At 68.3% G+C, this 18,647-nt stretch carries 17 protein-coding genes; 10 read left to right on the forward strand and 7 right to left on the reverse strand.

The genetic code is table 11. From position 1 onward, the window contains the following. The 5 genes from F0Q45_RS02050 to F0Q45_RS02070 all read left to right on the forward strand — a co-directional run. Positions 1-1,107, forward strand: a 1,107-nt coding sequence (locus tag F0Q45_RS02050; protein WP_149652326.1) for an MCE family protein, incomplete at its 5' end; no start/stop codon positions are given. After that, positions 1,104-2,657 (forward strand): virulence factor Mce family protein, encoded by a 1,554-nt coding sequence (locus F0Q45_RS02055; RefSeq protein WP_149652327.1) that lies wholly within the window; start codon positions 1,104-1,106, stop codon positions 2,655-2,657. The genes F0Q45_RS02050 and F0Q45_RS02055, both read left to right, overlap by 4 nt. Next, the gene (locus F0Q45_RS02060) at positions 2,654-3,793 is read left to right on the forward strand and encodes an MCE family protein (protein WP_149652328.1); all 1,140 of its coding nucleotides are present in this window, start codon (positions 2,654-2,656) and stop codon (positions 3,791-3,793) included. Before F0Q45_RS02055 ends, F0Q45_RS02060 begins: the two co-directional genes overlap by 4 nt. Before the next feature lies 1 nt (position 3,794). Next, on the forward strand, positions 3,795-5,375 hold the full coding sequence (locus tag F0Q45_RS02065) for an MCE family protein (protein WP_149652329.1): 1,581 nt from the start codon (positions 3,795-3,797) through the stop codon (positions 5,373-5,375). Beyond that, positions 5,345-6,958, forward strand: coding sequence for a hypothetical protein (locus tag F0Q45_RS02070; RefSeq protein ID WP_188112751.1), 1,614 nt, complete (start codon positions 5,345-5,347; stop codon positions 6,956-6,958). The genes F0Q45_RS02065 and F0Q45_RS02070 overlap by 31 nt, the downstream gene beginning before the upstream one ends. On the opposite strand, the gene F0Q45_RS02075 is transcribed toward F0Q45_RS02070, so the two are convergent. The 5 genes from F0Q45_RS02075 to F0Q45_RS02095 all read right to left on the reverse strand — a co-directional run bounded on the left by F0Q45_RS02075 (position 6,936) and on the right by F0Q45_RS02095 (position 10,975). Then, a complete protein-coding gene (locus F0Q45_RS02075) occupies positions 6,936-8,351 on the reverse strand; it encodes a class-II fumarase/aspartase family protein (protein WP_149652330.1) in 1,416 nt (471 codons plus the stop codon). The two genes, F0Q45_RS02070 and F0Q45_RS02075, sit on opposite strands and share 23 nt — an antisense overlap. A gap of 140 nt (positions 8,352-8,491) precedes the next feature. After that, a complete protein-coding gene (locus F0Q45_RS02080) occupies positions 8,492-9,142 on the reverse strand; it encodes a nitroreductase family protein (RefSeq protein WP_149652331.1) in 651 nt (216 codons plus the stop codon). Between the two features lie 11 nt (positions 9,143-9,153). Continuing rightward, on the reverse strand, positions 9,154-9,408 hold the full coding sequence (locus F0Q45_RS02085; protein ID WP_149652332.1) for a MoaD/ThiS family protein: 255 nt from the start codon (positions 9,406-9,408) through the stop codon (positions 9,154-9,156). A 5-nt stretch (positions 9,409-9,413) separates the two neighbouring features. After that, positions 9,414-10,469: a GTP 3',8-cyclase MoaA gene (moaA, locus tag F0Q45_RS02090; protein WP_149652333.1), complete on the reverse strand. Its 1,056-nt coding sequence runs from the start codon at positions 10,467-10,469 to the stop codon at positions 9,414-9,416. Continuing rightward, complete coding sequence (locus tag F0Q45_RS02095; RefSeq protein WP_149652334.1) at positions 10,466-10,975, reverse strand: molybdenum cofactor biosynthesis protein MoaE; 510 nt, start codon at positions 10,973-10,975, stop codon at positions 10,466-10,468. The genes moaA and F0Q45_RS02095 overlap by 4 nt, the downstream gene beginning before the upstream one ends. A gap of 203 nt (positions 10,976-11,178) precedes the next feature. Here F0Q45_RS02095 and F0Q45_RS02100 point away from each other — a divergent pair, with 203 nt between their 5' ends. From F0Q45_RS02100 to F0Q45_RS02115, 4 genes are read left to right on the forward strand one after another with little or no spacing between them, the layout of a single operon-like run. Then, positions 11,179-12,117: an SDR family NAD(P)-dependent oxidoreductase gene (locus F0Q45_RS02100; protein WP_149652383.1), complete on the forward strand. Its 939-nt coding sequence runs from the start codon at positions 11,179-11,181 to the stop codon at positions 12,115-12,117. Further along, the gene (locus F0Q45_RS02105) at positions 12,114-12,917 is read left to right on the forward strand and encodes an acetoacetate decarboxylase family protein (protein WP_149652335.1); all 804 of its coding nucleotides are present in this window, start codon (positions 12,114-12,116) and stop codon (positions 12,915-12,917) included. Before F0Q45_RS02100 ends, F0Q45_RS02105 begins: the two co-directional genes overlap by 4 nt. Before the next feature lie 2 nt (positions 12,918-12,919). Next, the gene (locus F0Q45_RS02110; RefSeq protein WP_149652336.1) at positions 12,920-14,134 is read left to right on the forward strand and encodes an amidohydrolase family protein; all 1,215 of its coding nucleotides are present in this window, start codon (positions 12,920-12,922) and stop codon (positions 14,132-14,134) included. Positions 14,135-14,147: 13 nt separating this feature from the next. After that, entirely contained in the window at positions 14,148-15,425 is a 1,278-nt protein-coding gene (locus F0Q45_RS02115; RefSeq protein WP_149652337.1) for an amidohydrolase family protein, read from the forward strand. Positions 15,426-16,004: 579 nt separating this feature from the next. On the opposite strand, the gene F0Q45_RS02125 is transcribed toward F0Q45_RS02115, so the two are convergent. Continuing rightward, positions 16,005-16,628, reverse strand: a complete 624-nt coding sequence (locus F0Q45_RS02125; RefSeq protein WP_149652338.1) for a TetR/AcrR family transcriptional regulator — start codon at positions 16,626-16,628, stop codon at positions 16,005-16,007. A gap of 81 nt (positions 16,629-16,709) precedes the next feature. Here F0Q45_RS02125 and F0Q45_RS02130 point away from each other — a divergent pair, with 81 nt between their 5' ends. Next, positions 16,710-18,074: a cytochrome P450 gene (locus F0Q45_RS02130; protein ID WP_149652339.1), complete on the forward strand. Its 1,365-nt coding sequence runs from the start codon at positions 16,710-16,712 to the stop codon at positions 18,072-18,074. A gap of 137 nt (positions 18,075-18,211) precedes the next feature. Here F0Q45_RS02130 and F0Q45_RS27460 read toward each other — a convergent pair whose 3' ends face one another. Further along, positions 18,212-18,382, reverse strand: coding sequence for a hypothetical protein (locus tag F0Q45_RS27460; protein ID WP_188112753.1), 171 nt, complete (start codon positions 18,380-18,382; stop codon positions 18,212-18,214). Positions 18,383-18,647: the final 265 nt, after the last annotated feature.

Raw genomic sequence — 18,647 nt, forward strand, 5'->3', positions numbered from 1 at the left:
CTGGGCAAAAAGGTGCTGGACATCGAACCGCGCGGCGAGCAGGCGCTGCGGCCCAACGGCACCCTGCCGATGGGCCAGACCAGCACCCCCTACCAGATTTACGACGCGTTCCTCGACGCAACGAAGGCCGCGACCGGCTGGGACATCGACACCGTCAAGCGGTCGCTGCATGTCCTGTCCGACACGGTCAGCCAGACCCACCCGCACCTGCGGGCCACCCTCGACGGGCTGCAGCGCTTCGCCGACACCGTCGGCAAACGCGACGAGCGGGTCAAGCACCTGCTCGGCGAGGTCAGCAAGGTGGCCGGAGTGCTCGGGATCCACGGCGAACAGATCAACCGGCTGCTGGTCAACGCGCAGCTGCTGCTGGCCGCCGTCAACCAGCGCGCCCAGGCCGTGAATTCCCTGCTGAGCAACGTCACAGCCGTCACCACCCAGGTGCAGGGGCTGCTGCACGACAACCCGAACCTCTCGACGGTGCTCCAACAGGTGGGCACCATCAGCGACGTGCTTCTCAGACGCCGCGACGATTTGGCCGGTACGGTCACCCAACTCGGCAAGTTCGTGGCGTCGCTGTCCGAAATCGTCTCGTCGGGGCCGTACGTGAAGGCGGCGATCTTCAATCTGCTCCCATCCCAGGTGCTGCAACCGTGGCTCGACGCCGCCTTCAAGAAACGCGGCATCGATCCGCAGGACTTCTGGCGCGGCGCCGGGCTCCCGGCGTTTCAGTGGCCCGATCCCAACGGGACCCGGCTGCCCAACGGCGCGCCGCCGCCCGCGCCTCCGGTGCACGAAGGCACCCCAGAGCACCCCGGCCCCGCCGTCCCGCCCGGATCGCCCTGCTCCTACACTCCCGCCGCCGACGGCCTGCCCAACCCGGGCACTCCGCTGCCCTGCGCCGGCCTGACCGTCGGCCCGTTCGGCGGTCCGGGATTCCCGGCGCCGGTCGACGTGCAGACCTCGCCACCCCATCCCGGCGGCCCACCGCCGGCCGCTGGCATCCCGGTGGCCGGCCTGCCCGGTGCGCCACCGCCGGCCCTTCCCGGGACCCCGGTGCCGCTACCGCCCGCGCCGCCCGGCGGCCGCACTGAAGGCAGCGGCCGGTGATCAAGCTGCGGCGCCGGCCGCGCAAGTCCGTCATCGTCGCGGCGCTGACGGTCGCGGCGGCCCTGACCGCCGCTTATTCGGGGGTGCACGTGTATCGCCTGGCCACCACCACCACGGTGATCGCCTACTTCGCGCACGCCAACGCCCTGTATCCGGGCGACGAGGTCGACATCATGGGCGTGCCGGTGGGGGCCGTCGACCAGGTCGAGCCGGCCGGCAACACGATGAAGGTGACGTTTCACTATCCCAGCAAATACAAGGTGCCCGCCCAGGCGGCCGCGGTGATCCTCAACCCCACCCTGGTCGCCTCCCGCAGCATCCAACTGGAGCCGCCCTACAACGGCGGACCGGTGCTGCCCAACCACGCCGTCATCCCGATCGAACGCACCCAGGTGCCGGTGGAATGGGACGAGCTGCGCGACAGCATCAGCACTACGGTGTCCGCGCTGGGCCCCACCCCCGAGCAGCCCACCGGGCCGCTCGGAAAGACGATCGAATCACTCGCCGACGGACTGGCCGGCAAGGGCGCAGCGATCAACGACTCGCTGAACAGCGTGTCGACCGCGCTGACCGCCCTCAACGAGAGCCGCGGCGAAACGTTCGCCGTGCTGCGCGGGCTGGCCGCCTTCCTGACCGCCCTGAAAATCAACGAGCAGCAGCTGGCGTCGCTGAACACCAACCTGGCGCAAATCACCTCCAGCCTGACCCCCAACGACCACGAGGTCGCCGACGCCGTGGAACACCTCAACACCCTGCTGCCCGTGCTGCGCAACTTCCTCGACACCAACGGCCCCACCCTGACCCGCGACGTCGACAATCTCGCCGCGGCGAGCACCCCGCTGGCCCAACCCGACACCGCCACCGCCCTGGAGACCTTCCTGCACGTGTTCCCTACCTTCGCCGCCAACGCCAGCAACGCCTATCACCCCAGCCACGGCGCGCTGACCCTGATCCCCGCGGTCGTCAACTTCGCCAACCCGCTGACGCTGATCTGCAGCGCGATCCAGGCCGGCAGCCGGCTGGGCTACCAGGATTCCGCCGAGCTGTGCGCGCAGTACCTCACACCCGTGCTGGACGCCATGAAGTTCAACTACCTGCCGTTCGGTCTGATGCCGTTCACCACCGCGGAGACCCAGCCCAAAGAAATCGCCTACTCCGAGCCGCGGCTACAGCCACCACCCGGGTACAAAGACACCACCGTGCCGGGCCTCTTCGCGCCGGACACGTTGTTCTCCCGCGGCAATGTCGGGGCGGGATGGGCCACGGCGCCCGGCATGCAGGGCGTGCGGGTGGCCCCGGCCACCGAGCGGCTACTGACGCCCCAGTCGCTGGCTGAGCTGCTGGGTGGGCCGGACGCCGAACCCCCTGCCGCGGGCCAGAACATGGCCGGTCCACCCAACGCCTACGACGAGTCCAGCCCGCTGCCGCCGCCCTGGTATCCGCAGCCCGGTCCGCCGCCGGCTCCCGGGCCGGACGTGATCCCGGGTCCGGTGCCGCCGACGCCGGCCGCCGCCTCACCCGCATACGCGCAGCCCGGAGCGGGCCGATGACCCGCGGCCTGCGACGCGCGGTGATCCTGCTGATGAGCGCGCTGGCGCTGAACTCCTGCGGGCAGTGGCGCGGCATCGCCAACGTGCCCATCCCCGGCGGCCCCGGCGACGGGCCCGGCGCCTACACCGTCTACGTGCAGCTGCCCGACACCCTGGGGCTCACCCCCAACAGCAAGGTCATGGTCGCCGATGTCTACGTCGGCCAGGTGCGCGATATTCGAGTACGGAACTGGGTCGCCACGTTGACGATCCGGCTACGCCAGGGTGTCCGGCTGCCGCGCAACGCCACCGCCAAGATCGGCCAGACCAGTTTGCTGGGCACCCAGCACCTGGAGCTGGCCGCCCCGCCCGAGCATCCCTCGCCCACCCCGCTGCACGATGGCGACACCATCGACCTAAAGCACTCGTCGGCGTTCCCCACCACCGAGCAGACGCTGGCCAGCATCGCCGCGCTGCTGCGCGGCGGCGGGGTGGCCAATCTGGAGGCGATCCAGAACGAGGTCTACGACATCGTCAACGGTCGCGGTGACCAGATCCGCGCGTTGCTGGACAAGCTGGACACCTTCACCGCCAAGCTGGACGAGCAGATCGGCGACATCACCCACGTCATCGACTCGGCCGACCGGGTCTTGGCCATGGCTGCCGCACACCACGCCACGCTGAACCGGGCGCTGAGTGAACTGCCCCCGTTGGTGAAGTACCTGACCGACTCGCGCGGTCGCGTCATCGACGCCGTTGAGGCGCTCGGACGGTTCAGCGATATCACCGCCCGGACGGTGGGGCTGTCCCAGACCAGCCTGTATCGGGATCTGGTGTCCCTGCAGCGGCCGCTGGCGCAGCTGGTTCGGGCCGCGCCGGATCTGATCCCCGCGTTGAAACTGGCGTTGACCGCGCCGTTCGACATCGACGCTGTGCCCAAGACATTCCGCGGCGACTACATCAACGTCTCACTCGACGTCGATCTGACGCTCAGCGCGCTGGACAACGGACTGCTCACCGGAACCGGCTTCTCGGGGGCGCTGCGGGCGCTCGAGCAGTCCTGGGGGCGCGACCCGGCGACCATGATCCCCGACGTCCGGTTCACCCCCAACCCCAACGACGCGCCCGGCGGGCCGCTGGTCGAACGAGGCCAATGACATGGTCACCGGATACATCCGCCGTCAGCTGACGCTGTTCGCCCTGTTGACCGTGATCACCATGACGGTGCTGGGCGGCTACTACCTGCGCCTGCCGGCGCTGGCCGGCATCGGGCAGTACACCCTCAAGGCGGATCTGCCGGCCTCCGGCGGTCTGTACCGGACCGCCAACGTGACCTACCGCGGCGCCACCATCGGCAAGGTCACCGCCGTCGAGCCGACCCACACCGGCGCGCAAGTCACCATGAGCATCGACCAGCGCTACCGGATCCCGGTCGACGCCACCGCCAACGTGCACTCGGTGTCGGCCGTCGGCGAGCAGTATCTGGACCTGGTGTCCGACAGTGCGGTGTCCGACAGTGCGGTGTCCGACGGCAAGCCCGGCACGTTCCTGGCACCCGGGCAAACCATCACCCGGGGCACGGTGCCCGGAGACATCGGCACCGCGCTGGACGCGCTGGACCGCAGCCTGGCGGCGTTGCCGAAAGACAAAATCCCGGCGCTACTCGACGAAACGGCGCGGGCGGTCGGCGGCTTGGGCCCGGCGCTGCACCGGCTGGTCGATTCGACGCAGGCGCTCGCCGGCGACTTCGCGGCCAACACCGCCGACATCGACGACATCATCGCGCGGGCCGGGCCGCTGCTCGACAGCCAAGTCGCCACCGGCGACGACATCCGGCGATGGGTGCACAACCTCAACCTGGTGGCGACGCAGACCGCGCAGCAAGACCCGCAGCTGCAAAGCCTGCTCGCCGCGGCCGCGCCGACCCTCGACACCGCCACCGACACGGTCGCCGGCGTGGCCGAGCCGCTGCCGCAGACGCTGGCCAACCTCGAGGTGCTGACCGGGCTGCTGCTGCGCTACCACCCGGGCCTCGAGCAGGTGCTGGTGCTGCTGCCGCAGGTCGGCTCCGTCGCCCAGACGACGACGCTGGCCTTCCCCGGCGAGGCCAGCATCAATCTGGGGCTGGCGATCAACCAGCCGCCGCCCTGCCTGACCGGTTTCGTCCCGGCGTCCCAGTGGCGTTCCCCCGCCGATACCAGCATTGCGCCGCTGCCGTCGGGCAGCTACTGCAAGATCCCGCAGGACACCCCGGCCAACGCCGTGCGCGGGGCCCGCAACCTTGCGTGCGTCGACGCGCCCGGCACGCGGGCCGCCTCCCCGCTGGACTGCCGCGGCGGCCAGCCCTACGTTCCGGCGGGCACCAACCCGTGGTACGGCGACCCCAACCAGATCCTGACCTGCCCGGCGCCGGCGGCGCGCTGCGATCAGCCGGTGAAGCCGGGCCTGGTCATCCCCGCGCCGACGATCGACACCGGGCTCAATCCGGCCCCCGCCGATCGCGTGCCGGGAACGCCCCCGCCGCTCAGCGACCCGCTGTCGCGGCCAGGCGCGGGCGCCGTGGTGTGCGACGGACAGCAACCCAACCCGTGTCGCTACACACCGGCCGGGCCGCCCAGCGCGGGCCTGGCCACCCAAAGCGGCGAGATCACCGGGGCCGACGGCGTGCGCTACGTCGTCGAAAACTCCCGCGACACAGGAGACGACGGATGGAAAAGGATGCTGGGGCCCACGAGCTGACGGCGGAGGCCGCGCGGCGGCTGGTGGTCGCGTGGGCCGGCGTGAGCCTGCTCGGCGTCGTCGTGGTCATCCTCGTGGTGTCCTGGCAGCTGTTCCCGCGACTAACCGCCGCCCAGTCCATGGTGGACGATCTCAATCCCGCGTTCACCGCGGACCGGGTCACCGGCGACCGCGGCGGCGTCGAGATCGTTTCCGCAGCCACCGACGCCGCCGACGCGATGATGTACCCCGACGGCGCGGCCGCCGAGGTGCCCAGGCTGGTCGAGTTCGTCGCAACGCAGACCGGCCGTCCCGCCGCCGACGTGCAGGCGATGCTGCGCCAGGATTACCCCTACATCGACGGGTTCCTCACCTCGCTGCCGCTTACCGCGGTCAGCGCCGAGCTGCCCAAGCTCGTCCACTACCTGGGCACCGTCTTGTTCCTGCCACCCGAGCGGGTCACCCAGCTGCTGGCGACCGACTACCCGATGATCTACCAGGTGATCGTCAACCTGCCGCAGCTGACCGCGGGCTGGTCCGCCATACCCGGCACCGAGCACTTGACCCGATTCGACGGCCGGCCGGTGCGCACCATGCCGCAGCTGCGTGACTACCTCAGCCAAGAGGTGGTCGCCCCCGTCGAGCGTCAGCAGGACAACTTTCGACCGTTGGGCACCCGCGGCGGTGTCGGCTTCCTGGCTCCGCTACTGCTGGCGCTGGGGATCGTGGTGATCGCGTTCGGCGCGGCGATGCTGGTCGTGACCCGAGCAGGGGCGCCGCGCACTGCGCTACGGCAGGCGTGGGCGGTGGTCCCGGTGGTCGGGGTGGCCGTGATCGGGCTGGTGCTCGGACTCAACCTGTTCCCGCGCCTGATCGGTGGGCAGCAGCTGCTCGACGACACCCGCCCGGTCTTCGCGGCCGACCGCATCGCGGGCGATCGCGCCGGCATCGAGTTCGTGTCGATCTTCGTCAATGCGCTGGGGCCGGCGGTGCTGCCCGACGGCGGCGTCATGCAGGAGTACCCCAAGCTGCTCGACTACGTCGCACACCAGGTGGGCGTTCCCCCCGGCGACGTGCGCGCCCTGGTGGCACTGGATTTTCCGCACACCGCCAGCCTGCTCGACGGAGTGCCGTTCTCGGCGTCCGCCGCCGATGCCGCCAGGCTGGTCGACCAGCTGGCCGCCGCGACCCACGTGACGCCGGCGCAGATGTGGGCGGCCCTGCGCGCGGCAGTGCCGAAGGTGTACCAGGTGGTCACCAACCTGCGGCGGGTCACCGACGGCTGGGCGCAGGTGCCCGGCACCGACGGGCTGACCCGCTTTTCCGGTGCACCGGCCCGCTCAGTCCCGCTGATCAGGGACTACTTTCGCGACGACGTCATCCCCGCGTTGCAGCGCCAACAGCCCAACTACGTGATCGTCGACACGAACTGGCCACCGCTGACCGTGTTCGCGCCGTTGCTCAGCGCGGTGGGGGCACTCGTGATCGGCTACGGCATCCTGCTGCGGGTGCTGACCGGCCGGGCACTGCGGGCAGCAGCACCACAGCGGCCCGCGTCAGCACCAGCGGCCGACGCCCGGGTCACCGCATCGAACCTCTGCTGACAAGTTCCGCAGCGGCGATCGAGGTCATGTCGCGTTGTCCTGCGTCGATGTCTGTCCGCCGCCGCGCGGCCGCCTCCATGACGGCGGCGGTTTGTTCCTTGACGTGTCCGAGGTAGGCGGCCGGCGTTACGGCGTCGGCCAGCTTCGGGTCGCGGCGCGCAACCAGGGTGGCGAACGACTCGCCGCTCTCGAGGGAGGCGGTGACCAGGGTTTCCAACTGGTCGTGGGCGGCCTGGCGGCCGAGTTCCGGCGCCAACCGCATCATCACCGATTCGGCCATGAGCATCCCGTGGGTCCGGTCGAGATTGGCCGCCATTGCCGCGGCGTCCACGTGCAGCCCGGCCAGCACGTCGGCCGCGGCGCGAACGGCGCCGCCGCAGACGGCCAGCGCCGGGGCCACCGAGTGCCACTCCAGCGACCAGACGGCCGTCGCTCGTTCACAATCGGCCACGGCGCCGTCCAGGGCAAGGTCCAGGTAGGTGCGGGTCAGCCGCGCGGCTCGGATGAGCTGTTGTGAGCCGATGGGATTGCGTTTCTGCGGCATGGTGCTGCTGACGCCGCGACCGGGTGCGCTGGGCTCGCTCAGCTCGGCGAGTTCGGTCTGGGAACCGACGACGATGTCGAGCCCGATCTTGCCCAACGAGGCCGCCACTTGTGCGGCCCAGGCGACGACCTCGACCAAGCAATCACGGGTGGCGTGCCAGCTGATCGACGGCGCGGCCAAGCCGAGACGCCGGGCCAGCTCGCGGCGAACGTCCAGACCGTGCGGCGCCATGGAGGCGAGACTGCCGACAGCGCCGCCGAGTTGAACCACCGCGACCCGGGGCCGCAGCTCGGCGAGCCGGTCCAGATGGCGTAGCAGCGGCGCGGTCCAGCACGCCACGCGGTACCCGAAGGTGATCGGGAGGGCCTGCTGCAGTTGGCTGCGACCGACCATCACCGCGCCGCCATGCTGAGTGTCCAGACTCGTTAGCGCGGCCAACGTGTGCAGCAGGTCCCGCTCGATGACGTCCAGCGCCGCGACGACCTGCAGGACCACAGCGGTGTCCATGATGTCCTGGGTGGTGGCCCCCCAGTGGGCGTACTGCCCAAGACCGTCGGGCAGGATCGCCGCGAGTTGTTCGACGAGGCCCACGATCGGATACCCGGCCGCGTTCGTGCGGCTGGCAAGGCGTGCGATGTCGAGGTCGTCGGGCGTCACGGCGCGCAGCGCTGGCGCAACTTCGGCTGGGACCATGTCCAGGTCGGCTTGCGCCGCCGCCAGCTCCGCCTCAACCTGCAGGTAACGGGCCAGTAACCCTCGCTCGCCGAGGATCGCGCGCAGCTCGTCGGTGGTGTGCAAGCCGCCGAGAACTGCGCTGTCCAGCGCAGACAGCGCCGTCGATGGAATCATGGTCACTCCTGCGCGCCGAAGGATAGGGTGTCGCGGGCGGCCCTACAGTACACCGGGGACAAGAATGCGCACCGCGCAAATGAAAAGTTGCTGACGTTGTGCGCCCGATGAGTTCACTAGCGGGATGGCATGGCCTAGGTTCACGAGCCTGCCAATGCCCCCGGTTGGGGCGGCCCTGCGCTGCCCCGGTTGTGGGTGCCCGGTGCCGGCTCGAACGCTTGGCCCCACCGGCGAGCGAAGGCTATTTGGCGCAACGGCAGCCGCCGCCGTGGCGCCCCGTCCCGGCGAGCGATCTCCGGATCGACGTCGGTGTAGTCGCCGAGGAATCCGGCTGCAACGATCGCCAGCGGACGCGCTCGGTTGGGGATGTCGAACTCGCGGTGGGCGGCCGCAACGTCGAAGCCGGCCATCGGGTGAACGACGAGCGATCGTGACTGGGCCTCGATGCTCAGTTGCGCGATGGCCGCACCGGCATCCAACGCCGAATATGTTGCGGTCCGGTCGTTATCGCCTTGGTCGGCACACACCAGGATCAGCGCGCTGGCGGCTTTGGCATAGCTGTTTCCCGGGTTGAGCAGTCCGGCGAGCGCAACGAACGTCGCGTCGCCGCGGATTCCCACCACGAAACGGACCGGCTGGCGCCGTCCCCAGGTGGCCGCCCAGCGGGCCGCCTCTAGCAACGCAATGACTTGGTCTGCTGTGACAACGGCCCGCGGGTCGAACGCCCGGGGACTCCATCGCCGCGCGATCGTCGGGTTAATGGGCACTTGAGTGTCAGCCAGCCGCAGCATGTTTCGCACGGTCAGCCTCCAGCGAATGGCGGCAGAACGTCAAGCGTCGAGCCGTGCGTGACCTCGCGCAGCTCGGAGGTGACGGCCACCTCGTCGAGCAGAAAGCTACAGCGCTGCAACAGCTCTGCCATCCGCTTGCCGTGGCGCTGCTCGATCGCGCTCACCAGCTGCGCGACGGTATCGCCCGCCTGGACCGCCACCGCCTCCTGCAGCTGTCCGGCCGTAGCGCGCGCGGCGCCGAAATAGCGGACGGTGACGGTCGGCATCGCGATCACCCGCCGATCGCGCTCATCGGCCGGCTGGGCTGAAGAAAGCCGCGCGTGTTGATCGCGTGTCCGGGAGCTTTGGCCCACATGGCGTCTCGCCAGCATTGGGCAATGTCGCTGTCGGTGGCGCCGGTGCGCAGCATCGATCGCAGGTCGGTTTCTGCGCTGCTGAACAGACACGACCGAAGCTGCCCGTCGGCGGTGAGCCGGGTACGGTCGCAGCCGGCGCAAAAAGGTTTGGTCACCGACGCGATGACTCCGACTTTGCCGGGCCCGCCGTTTACCAGCCACAGCTCGGCCGGCGCCGGGCCGCGTTCTTCGCGGTCGGCCGTGAGTTCGAATTCGGCCTGCAGACTGCTCAAAATCTCCTCGGCCTCAACCATTGTCCCGCGATCCCAGCCATGCTGGGCATCCAACGGCATCTGTTCGATGAATCGCAGCTCATAGTCGTGAGCCAACGCAAAACCCAACAGCGAGGTCGCCTCGTCGTGATTGACACCGCGCAGCAGAACCGAGTTGATTTTCACCGGACCCAGCCCGGCGTCTTTGGCCGCAGCCAAACCGGCCAGCACATCACGCAACCGGTCGCGGCGGGTGATCCGTTGGTAGCGGTCGGGTCGCAGCGTGTCCAGTGACACATTGACCCGGTCCACACCGGCCGCAGCCAGCGGGGCGGCCCGCCGAGTCAAACCGATACCGTTGCTGGTCAACGAGATTCGCGGTCTGGGACGCAATCGCGCGACCCGAGCGACAATGGACTCCAAGCCGCGACGCAGCAGCGGCTCACCGCCAGTGAATCGGACTTCACGGATGCCAAGCTGTGCTACCGCTATGGCAACCAGGCGCACCACTTCGTCATCGGTGAGCCGATCGAAATCAGCCATCCAGTCAAGGCCACCGGCGGGCATGCAATACGAGCAGCGCAGGTTGCACCGGTCGGTCAGCGACACCCGCAGGTCCACGGCCCGCCGTCCGAATCTATCGACCAAGTACCGGCTCTCCGGGCGGTCGTAGCTTGGCCGCACCGTAATGCGAGGCGTGCCAAGGCTTATCACCGTCATGGCGCACCGACCCACTGCCGTTCGCCGTCGGTGAAGACCTGAAGCTTCCACACCGGCAGGTCACGTTTGACTGCCTCAACCAACGCGCCGCACGCATCGAACGCCTGACGGCGGTGCTCGGCGGCCACCACAACACACAACGCCACCTCCCCAACGTCCAGCCGACCGACCCGATGACCGGCCGCGATCCCACGCACGCCCCGATGCACGTGCGCCACATCGCCTGCGAGACGGCCTAACACGGCCTCGGCGATCGGGTGCGCGCTGTACTCCAGCGCCACCACACGCTGACCCCGGTCATGGTCACGCACCGCACCGACAAATGTCACCAACGCGCCCGCGGCCGGGTCATCCACAAAGTGCTGATAGCGCCCGACGTCCAGCGGAGCGGTTTCGATCCCGGCGCGCACCACGACGTCGTGACAGCCGACGGTCACCTCATCCGGCCGGTGCTGGCCGATGTCGCCGGCGGCACCCGCCCCGCTAGCTTTGATGTTCGCTGGCATCAACCGTCCTCAACCCCTCGCCGATGCGATCGCCGCACACCGCCGGCCAACGGCCGTGGTGAAGCGTCACCTTAGGACGGTCAGGTTGGCCAATCGTAGGTCATGTCGACCGAGGGTCGCGCCGGGTCGCCGTACGTAATCTATCCCGGTCGAATATCGCGACCCCTTGAAGCGATATGCGCGACCATGTGACGATGGCCGCAATGAAGGACCTCCAGCGCAAGGTCGCGGTCGTCACCGGCGGAGCCGGAGGCATCGGCCGGGCCATGGGCCGCCGTTTCGGCCAGGAGGGCATGAGGGTGGTGCTGGCCGACGTCCTCGCCGCACCGCTGGACGAGGCGACGCGAGAACTTGCGGGCGAGGGCATCGAGGTGGTTGGTGTGATCACCGACGTCACCGACTATTCCTCGGTGGAGTCGCTGGCCAAGGAGGCGCTGCGCCGCTTTGGCGCGGTGCACGTGGTGTGCAACAACGCCGGCACCGGCGGGGTCTCCGAGGGCTATTTGTGGGAACACGACCTCGCCGACTGGCGCTGGGGAATCGACGTCAACGTGCTGGGCGTCATCCACGGGATCAAGGCCTTCGTACCCATCCTGCTCGAGCAGGGCGAGGGACACGTGGTCAACACCTGCTCGGGCAACGGCGGGTTCGCCCCGATCGCCCGGGGCGCCATGGGCGGGCCGGCCACCGCGGTCTACCCGATGACCAAGGCCGCCGTGCTCTGCCTCACCGAGAGCCTCTACACCCACCTGCAGATGACCGGCACGCGGGTGCGGGCGCATGTCCTATTTCCTACCGGCTTCTTGGACACCGGAATCTGGGAGTCCTGGCGGCACCGGCCGCAGCGCTATGCCGCGACCCAGGAGCGTCGGACACCCGAGCACACGCTGGCACAGGTGGTGGCGCGCTTCGAGGCGGCCGGCGGCCGCGTCGAGTTCACCCCCCTCAAGACGGTCGCTGACCAGGTGGTGCGGGGTATCCGGGCGGACCGCTTCTGGATGATGGGTCCTCCCACATCCGCCGATGAGGTGGTGAGCCGCAAGGCGGCATCGATCCTGGCTCGCGCCAACCCGGACTACCTAGTCGACGTCCTCGGCCGGCATGCCGGGCAGGAACCCGAATCCGAAGGAGCGCAACGTTGATCACCACCGCAGTTCGCTACGGTCCCCGCCCACCCGAGGCGCAAGGCGACCACGAGGTCGACGCCACCAAGGCGCCCATCGCCACCGAGGCGGTGACGGTCACCTACCTCACCGACCCGGAGATCGTCGCGGCGGTGCTGCCCCAGCCGTTGCGGCCGGCCGACGAGCCATTGGTGCGGGTGCAGCTGCAGCGGGTACGGATAGCGGCCAGGCCGCCGTTCGGGTCGGCGGTGTTTTCGGTGGCCGCCCGGCACGGCGAGCGCAGCGGCGACTATCCCCTCTTCATGCCCCAGTCCACCGAACAGTCGGTCACGGGTGGGCGCGAGACATTCGGCGAGCCCAAGAAATTGGCCCACATACACGTGGAGCGCGACAGCGACCGCATCACCGCCTCCGTTGACCGGCTGGGCTATGAGCTCATCCGAGTGAACGGCCGAATCACCGGTCCGGGGGAGCTGCCGCCCGACCAGGTGAACACCGAGTTCTACTTCAAGTTCCTGCGTGCCCCCGACGGCAACGGCCTCACCGACCCCCACCTGGTCTACGGCGAGTACCACCGGCACTACGAGTTGCTGGAGAGCATCGACGGCACGCTGGAGTTGAGCGAGTCGCCGCTGGACCCGGTGGCCGACATCGTGATCCGCCAGATCAGGTCGATCACCTGGTGCCGTCGGCGCACCGTGCAGGTCGGGCGGATCGCCGCGCGGGTGCCCCAGGAGTGGCTGCTGCCCTACGTGCACCAGCGCTACGACGACCCGGCCGTGTCCGCGGCCCCCGGCCCTGAGCCGGTACGGGTATAGCGATGGACCGGTACACGATCATCTCGGCCGACTGCCATGGCGGCGCCGACCTGCTCGACTACCGCGAGTATCTCGATCCGCAGTACCGCGACGAGTTCGACGGCTGGGCAACGACGTTCGTTAACCCGTTCGGCGATCTTGCCGAGGCCGACGCCGAGCACAACTGGAACAGCGATTTGCGCAACGCCGAGCTGGATCAAGACGGCATAGCGGGGGAAGTCCTTTTCCCCAATACTGTGCCGCCGTTCTTTCCTCAGGGCAGCCTGGCCGCCTCCGCGCCGCAGACTGCCCGGGAGCTGCAGCTGCGCTGGGCCGGGCTGCGGGCGCACAATCGTTGGCTGGCCGACTTCTGTGCCCTGTCGCCGCAGCGGCGCGCCGGAGTGGGCCAGATCCTGCTCGGGGACCTCGACAAAGCCGTAGCCGAAGTGGCACATATCGCCCAGCTAGGGCTGCGCGGAGGTGTGCTGTTGCCCGGGGTGGTCCCCGGCACCGGCATTCCCCCGCTGTATGCCGAGCACTGGGAGCCGCTGTGGGCGGCGTGCGAGGAGGCCGGCCTGGTGGTCAACCACCACGGTGGCGGCGCCGGACCCAGCCCGACCGACGGGTGGGGCAGCTCGTTGGCGGTATGGGTGTACGAGTCGCACTGGTGGGCGCACCGGGCGCTGTGGCATCTGATCTTGAGCGGTGTACTCGATCGGCATCCCGACCTCACCCTGGTCTTCACCGAGCAGGGCGCCGGGTGGGTACCGGCGACCCTCGACTCGCTCGATGTGGCAGCAGCCCGGTACGCGCGGCCGAACTCGGCGATCGCCCGCTTCGCCGGGCCCAGCGCCGGCTCGCTGACCCTCAAGCCCAGCCAGTACTGGGCCCGGCAGTGTTACGTCGGTGCCAGCTTCCTGCGCCCGGTCGAGTGCGCCCAGCGCCATCGAATCGGCGTCGACCGGATCATGTGGGGAAGCGACTACCCGCACCTAGAGGGAACCGCTCCCTATACCCGGGAGGCGCTGCGCCACACCTTCAGCGGAGTGCCGACCGACGAGGTGGCGGCCATGGTGGGCGGGACCGCGGCGGCCGTCTACGGCTTCGACCTCGACACGCTGGCACCGCTGGCCGACCGAATCGGCCCAACCGTGGCCGAGGTCGCCGAGCCGCTGACGACCGTGCCCGCCGACGCCACCAGCACCGCCTTCGAGCCCGACCCGATCCGTGCCTGGTAGCGAAAGGACCACTGTGGAGCCCCTCGAGCACTATGTCGTCATCTCCGCCGATTGCCACGCGGAGCTGCCCACCGAGCAGTACCGCGACTACGTCGATCCGGAATACCGGGAGGAATTCGCGGCCTACCTGGCCGAGAAGGCAGCCGCGTCGCAGGTCGGCGGGTTCATCGACGAGCAGTTCGCGCAGCAGTGGTTTTCCGAGCATGGCGACGGCATCGCCGGCGGCTGGGATGTCGGTCTTCGGGACAAGGAGCTCGACGGCGACGGGGTGGTCGGCGAGGTGATCTTCCCCGACGCCGACGCCGTAACCGGGGTCGCCGGGGCTCCGTTCGGTGCCGGCTTGGGCCAGTCGGGCGACCTCGACCCGGGCCGGGCGATGGCCGGGGCGCGAGCCCACAACCGTTGGTTGGCCGAGCTCTGTAGCCACAGCCCCGAGCGGCGGGCCGGGGTGGCGGTGGTGCCGATACTGGCCGACGTCGATGCCGCGGTTGCCGAGATCACCCGTGCGGCGGAGTCCGGGCTGCGGGGCGGGATCATGATCCCGGCGCGCTGGGTCGGCTACCCGCCGTATCACGACCGTCGCTACGACAAGGTTTGGGCCGCTTGCCAGGACCTGCAGATGCCGGTGCACACCCACGTCGGCTCCGCCCCGCAGGAGGAGTACGGAGGGCATCTCGGCATCTATGTCACCGAGGTGCGCTGGTGGGGGGCCCGGCCATTGTGGTTCGCCTTGTGGTCCGGGGTGTTCGAACGCTTCCCCCGGCTGCGCTGGGGGGCCACCGAGTGCGGTGCGTTTTGGGCCAACGACTTGCTGTGGCTGATGGACACGCGGTACCTGCGTGCGCACTCGGCCAAGAAGATGAGCCATCTGATGGAGGGCGATCTGACGATGCCGCCCTCGGCCTACTTCGACCGCAATTGCTTCATTGGGGCAACCACCACCGAGCGCCGGGAGCTGGCGCGGCGCTACGAGATCGGCGTGTCCAATATGTTGTGGGGCAATGACTTTCCGCATCCGGAAGGGACCTGGCCGCACACCCGCGAATGGCTGCGGCGCTCGTTTTGGGACATTCCCGTCGACGAGACCCGGAAGATTCTGGGCCTGGCAGCGGCCGAGGTGTACAACTTCGATGTGGGCGCCCTGGCTGCGCTGGCCGAGCGCATCGGCCCTACCCCGGCGGAGTTGGGCCAAGACGATGCGGTGAGCGTGCCCAAGTGGTCGGCGGCCCGCCAGGCTGGCCGCCATTGGCTGACGGGTGCCGAGCCTTTGCCTGACCTGGTCGAGAACTGAGGACTGTGGCGGAACCTGGGAGACGACGGAGTCAGACTGCGACCATCGTCAATCTCTATGACTGGGGAACCCTCTGGACTGGACGCGCAAGGAAGCTGTTGCCGAGACCGCCGCTGAAGCGTTCGACCGTGAATTGCTCTATCTTGCGGCAGTTTTCGATATCTGCGGAGGTGCTTAGCAAGCGATGATCGACCTGTCCGTGGTTCGGAAAGGCTCGGGCTGACTCGACTCGCGGACCTTCGTCGACAACGCAGTCCGAACGCAGTACCACGAGCCACTCCTGGCGGACGTGAAGCGGCTGCGAGCGTATGCGTGGCTTTGCAAGCAGTTGCGGAACCACATCCACGACGGCGTCCTTGCCGTTGACACCCACCCTGGCCGCAGCTATGGCAACACCATGAACGTGGCGCTGAATCTCGGGTTGATTCCCGAGCTCGCTCCCGGGTGTGGACATTGAGATGACGCAGGACCATTACGACGCACTGGGAGCGTGGCAGACCGAGCCTGTTTCGCTCTTGACCAGTTCGTCAAACCGCCACGGAGGGCGAACTGCATCTCGTCACACAGCGCGGCGGCGTCCTAATCCGCAGACTGACTGGCACCCATCGATGCCAGCATTCCTAGCGCACTGAGCGCATCGAGTGTCTCGGCCGCATTCGGAGTGGCCGCTGGGTCCGCGACCCATTGCAACATCAGGCCGTCGCAAACCGCCATCAGCACCGACGCGATGGCGGCCAAGTTCTGTGGCGCCGACATACTCGCATCGCCCCTGTGCTGGGTCGCAAGCCGAACAGCAGAATCACGCACTCCCGCATATCCCGCCGCGAGCCGTTCTCGCAATTCCTGTGACCGCAGCGCCGGCGCATACGACTCAACGCACGTGTGCACCGACGACCGCAGATCGGCGAACGAATCGATCGCGGCATGCAAGATGGCGCCCAATTGATCACGCGGTGCCAGACCCGCTGCCGCCTCGAAGGCCTGCTCGACGCGCTGGTTCCACATCCCAAAACACTGGCTCAACGCCGCATTGACGAGTGCTTCCTTGCTGCCGAAGTGGTAGTTGATCGAGGCCACGTTCGCCCCCGCCGCTCTTGCGATGTCGCGTGACGAGGTTGCGGCATAGCCTTGCTCCGCAATGCACGTCAGAGCGCCCCTGAGTAGGCGGTCCTTGCTACTCGTGTCATCGGCGGCATCTTGCATGTCGCTAGCCTACCTGGTAAACAAACGTTTGAATAAAACATTCGTTTACGTGTTGGGCGCAGTAGACCCAGGGAGGCATCGATGGGATCGCTGTATCCGCCCGGTCCGCGATGGCCCGCGGCCGTGCAAAGCGTGCTGTTCCAGCGCCATCGTGCGTGGTTTCTTCCGGCTATGGCCGGTCGCTACGGAGATGTTTTCTCGCTGCGCGTTCCCCCCTATGCCGACCACCTGGTGGTGTTCAACCGGCCCGAACACATCAAAGAGATCTTCGCGGCCGACCCGCGTGACCTCCACGCCGGTGAAGGCAACCAGATCCTTGGACCGGTGATGGGTGAGCATTCGGTGCTGCTCACCGACGAAGCGGAGCATGCCCGTGCGCGTCGGCTGCTGATGCCGGCGTTCAACGGTGCGTCGCTGCGTGGCTACCGCAGCCTGGTCGCAAGCCTGGCTCGCGCCGAGGTCGACCAGTGGCAGCCCAACACCGCACTTCGCGCGCTGGATCGGATGAACGCACTGACCCTCGAGGTCATCATGCGCGTCGTGTTCGGTGTTACCGATGCTCGCACTCGTCATCAGCTTGCGCCGAGGCTGAACCGGATCGTCGATGTTAGCCCAATCATGCTGCTGGGCTGGGTGTTCCCGATGCTGGGCCGTTTCGGACCGTGGAAGCGGTTCCGCGACAACCAGAACGAGATCGATGCGGTGCTGTACACCGAAATTGGCCGCCGCCGCCGAGCGGCCGACCTGAGCCAGCGAAGCGACGTGCTCTCCAGGCTGCTGCAAGCCGGTCACCAAGGCGATGACGCGCCCCTCACCGACGCCGAGCTGCGCGATCAGCTGGTGACGCTACTGCTGGCAGGACACGAAACCACCGCGGCAGCCCTGGCGTGGACGCTGCATGAGCTAGCCCGCCATCCCGATATCCAGCACCGCGCCTATCTGGCAGCCCGTGACAACGACGACACATATCTGGAAGCCGTGCTGAAAGAAGCCATGCGGCTGCACCCCGTAATAGCTTCCACCGCACGCAAACTCACCCGCGACCAAGTCATTGGCGGCTGGGACCTACCCGCGGGCACCGTCGTCAACACCTCCATCCTGCTGGCCCACCAGCGCCCGGACAGCTACCTGGACACGGGCATCTACCGGCCCGAGCGATTCCTTGACAACGAGGTCGAACCCAACACCTGGCTGCCGTTTGGGGGCGGGGTCCGCCGCTGCATCGGTGCCGGGTTCTCACTCATGGAGGGCACCACCGTGCTACGCGAAATCCTCACCCGCTACACCCTTACGCCAGCTGTCGGCAACCGGGCAGAACGCGGGCGAGTACGCAACATCACCAACGTGCCGAAGCACGGGGCTCGCATTACCATCGCCCGGAGAGTTCGAGTCGCCCAACACTATCTACCGGCGCTGCTGCGAAATACCCATCAACACGAGCGATAGGGGAAACGGAGTGGTCAACACGCATGATCGCACCGAGCGGTGGCATCGATACTGAGACAAGAAATCCCGCTCTTATGGCCGCGAAATGCGGTTCGGCAGCGCATGCTCTTCGGCAATCCGCAGTCCGTGCACGCGACCTAGACCGCGAAATCGAGTTGCGACAAGGCGATGCGTGCCGTCTGCCGTTCACCGACGCCACCTTCGGCACGGTGGTGTGCACCTTCGGGTTGTGCGCAATACATGGCCCCGGTATGGATGCCCGGCGGAAAGTTGATCCTGGTGGCCCACATCGCCAGCTCATCTCGCATCGCCAGCGGTGTGCAGCACGCGCTCGAAGTGGTAACGGTGCCGATGGCAAACGAGCATTTCCGCAACGGCCGCTCACCAAAGTGGCCGATCGCCCATTCGTCATCGAATGCTCAGCAAGCTTCAAGCTCGGTCTGATCGAGCGCATGGTCGCGCCTAAGAGCGTTCGCGACTAGCCCAGACGCCGCCACTACCCACCGGGCACGAACAGCGGCCCGATACCGATCGCGCTGGCAAGCGACTAGCGGCTGCCGTTTGGCGTTGCCT

This window comes from Mycobacterium simiae, from assembly GCF_008370645.1.
Classification (GTDB): Bacteria; Actinomycetota; Actinomycetes; order Mycobacteriales; family Mycobacteriaceae; genus Mycobacterium; species Mycobacterium simiae_A.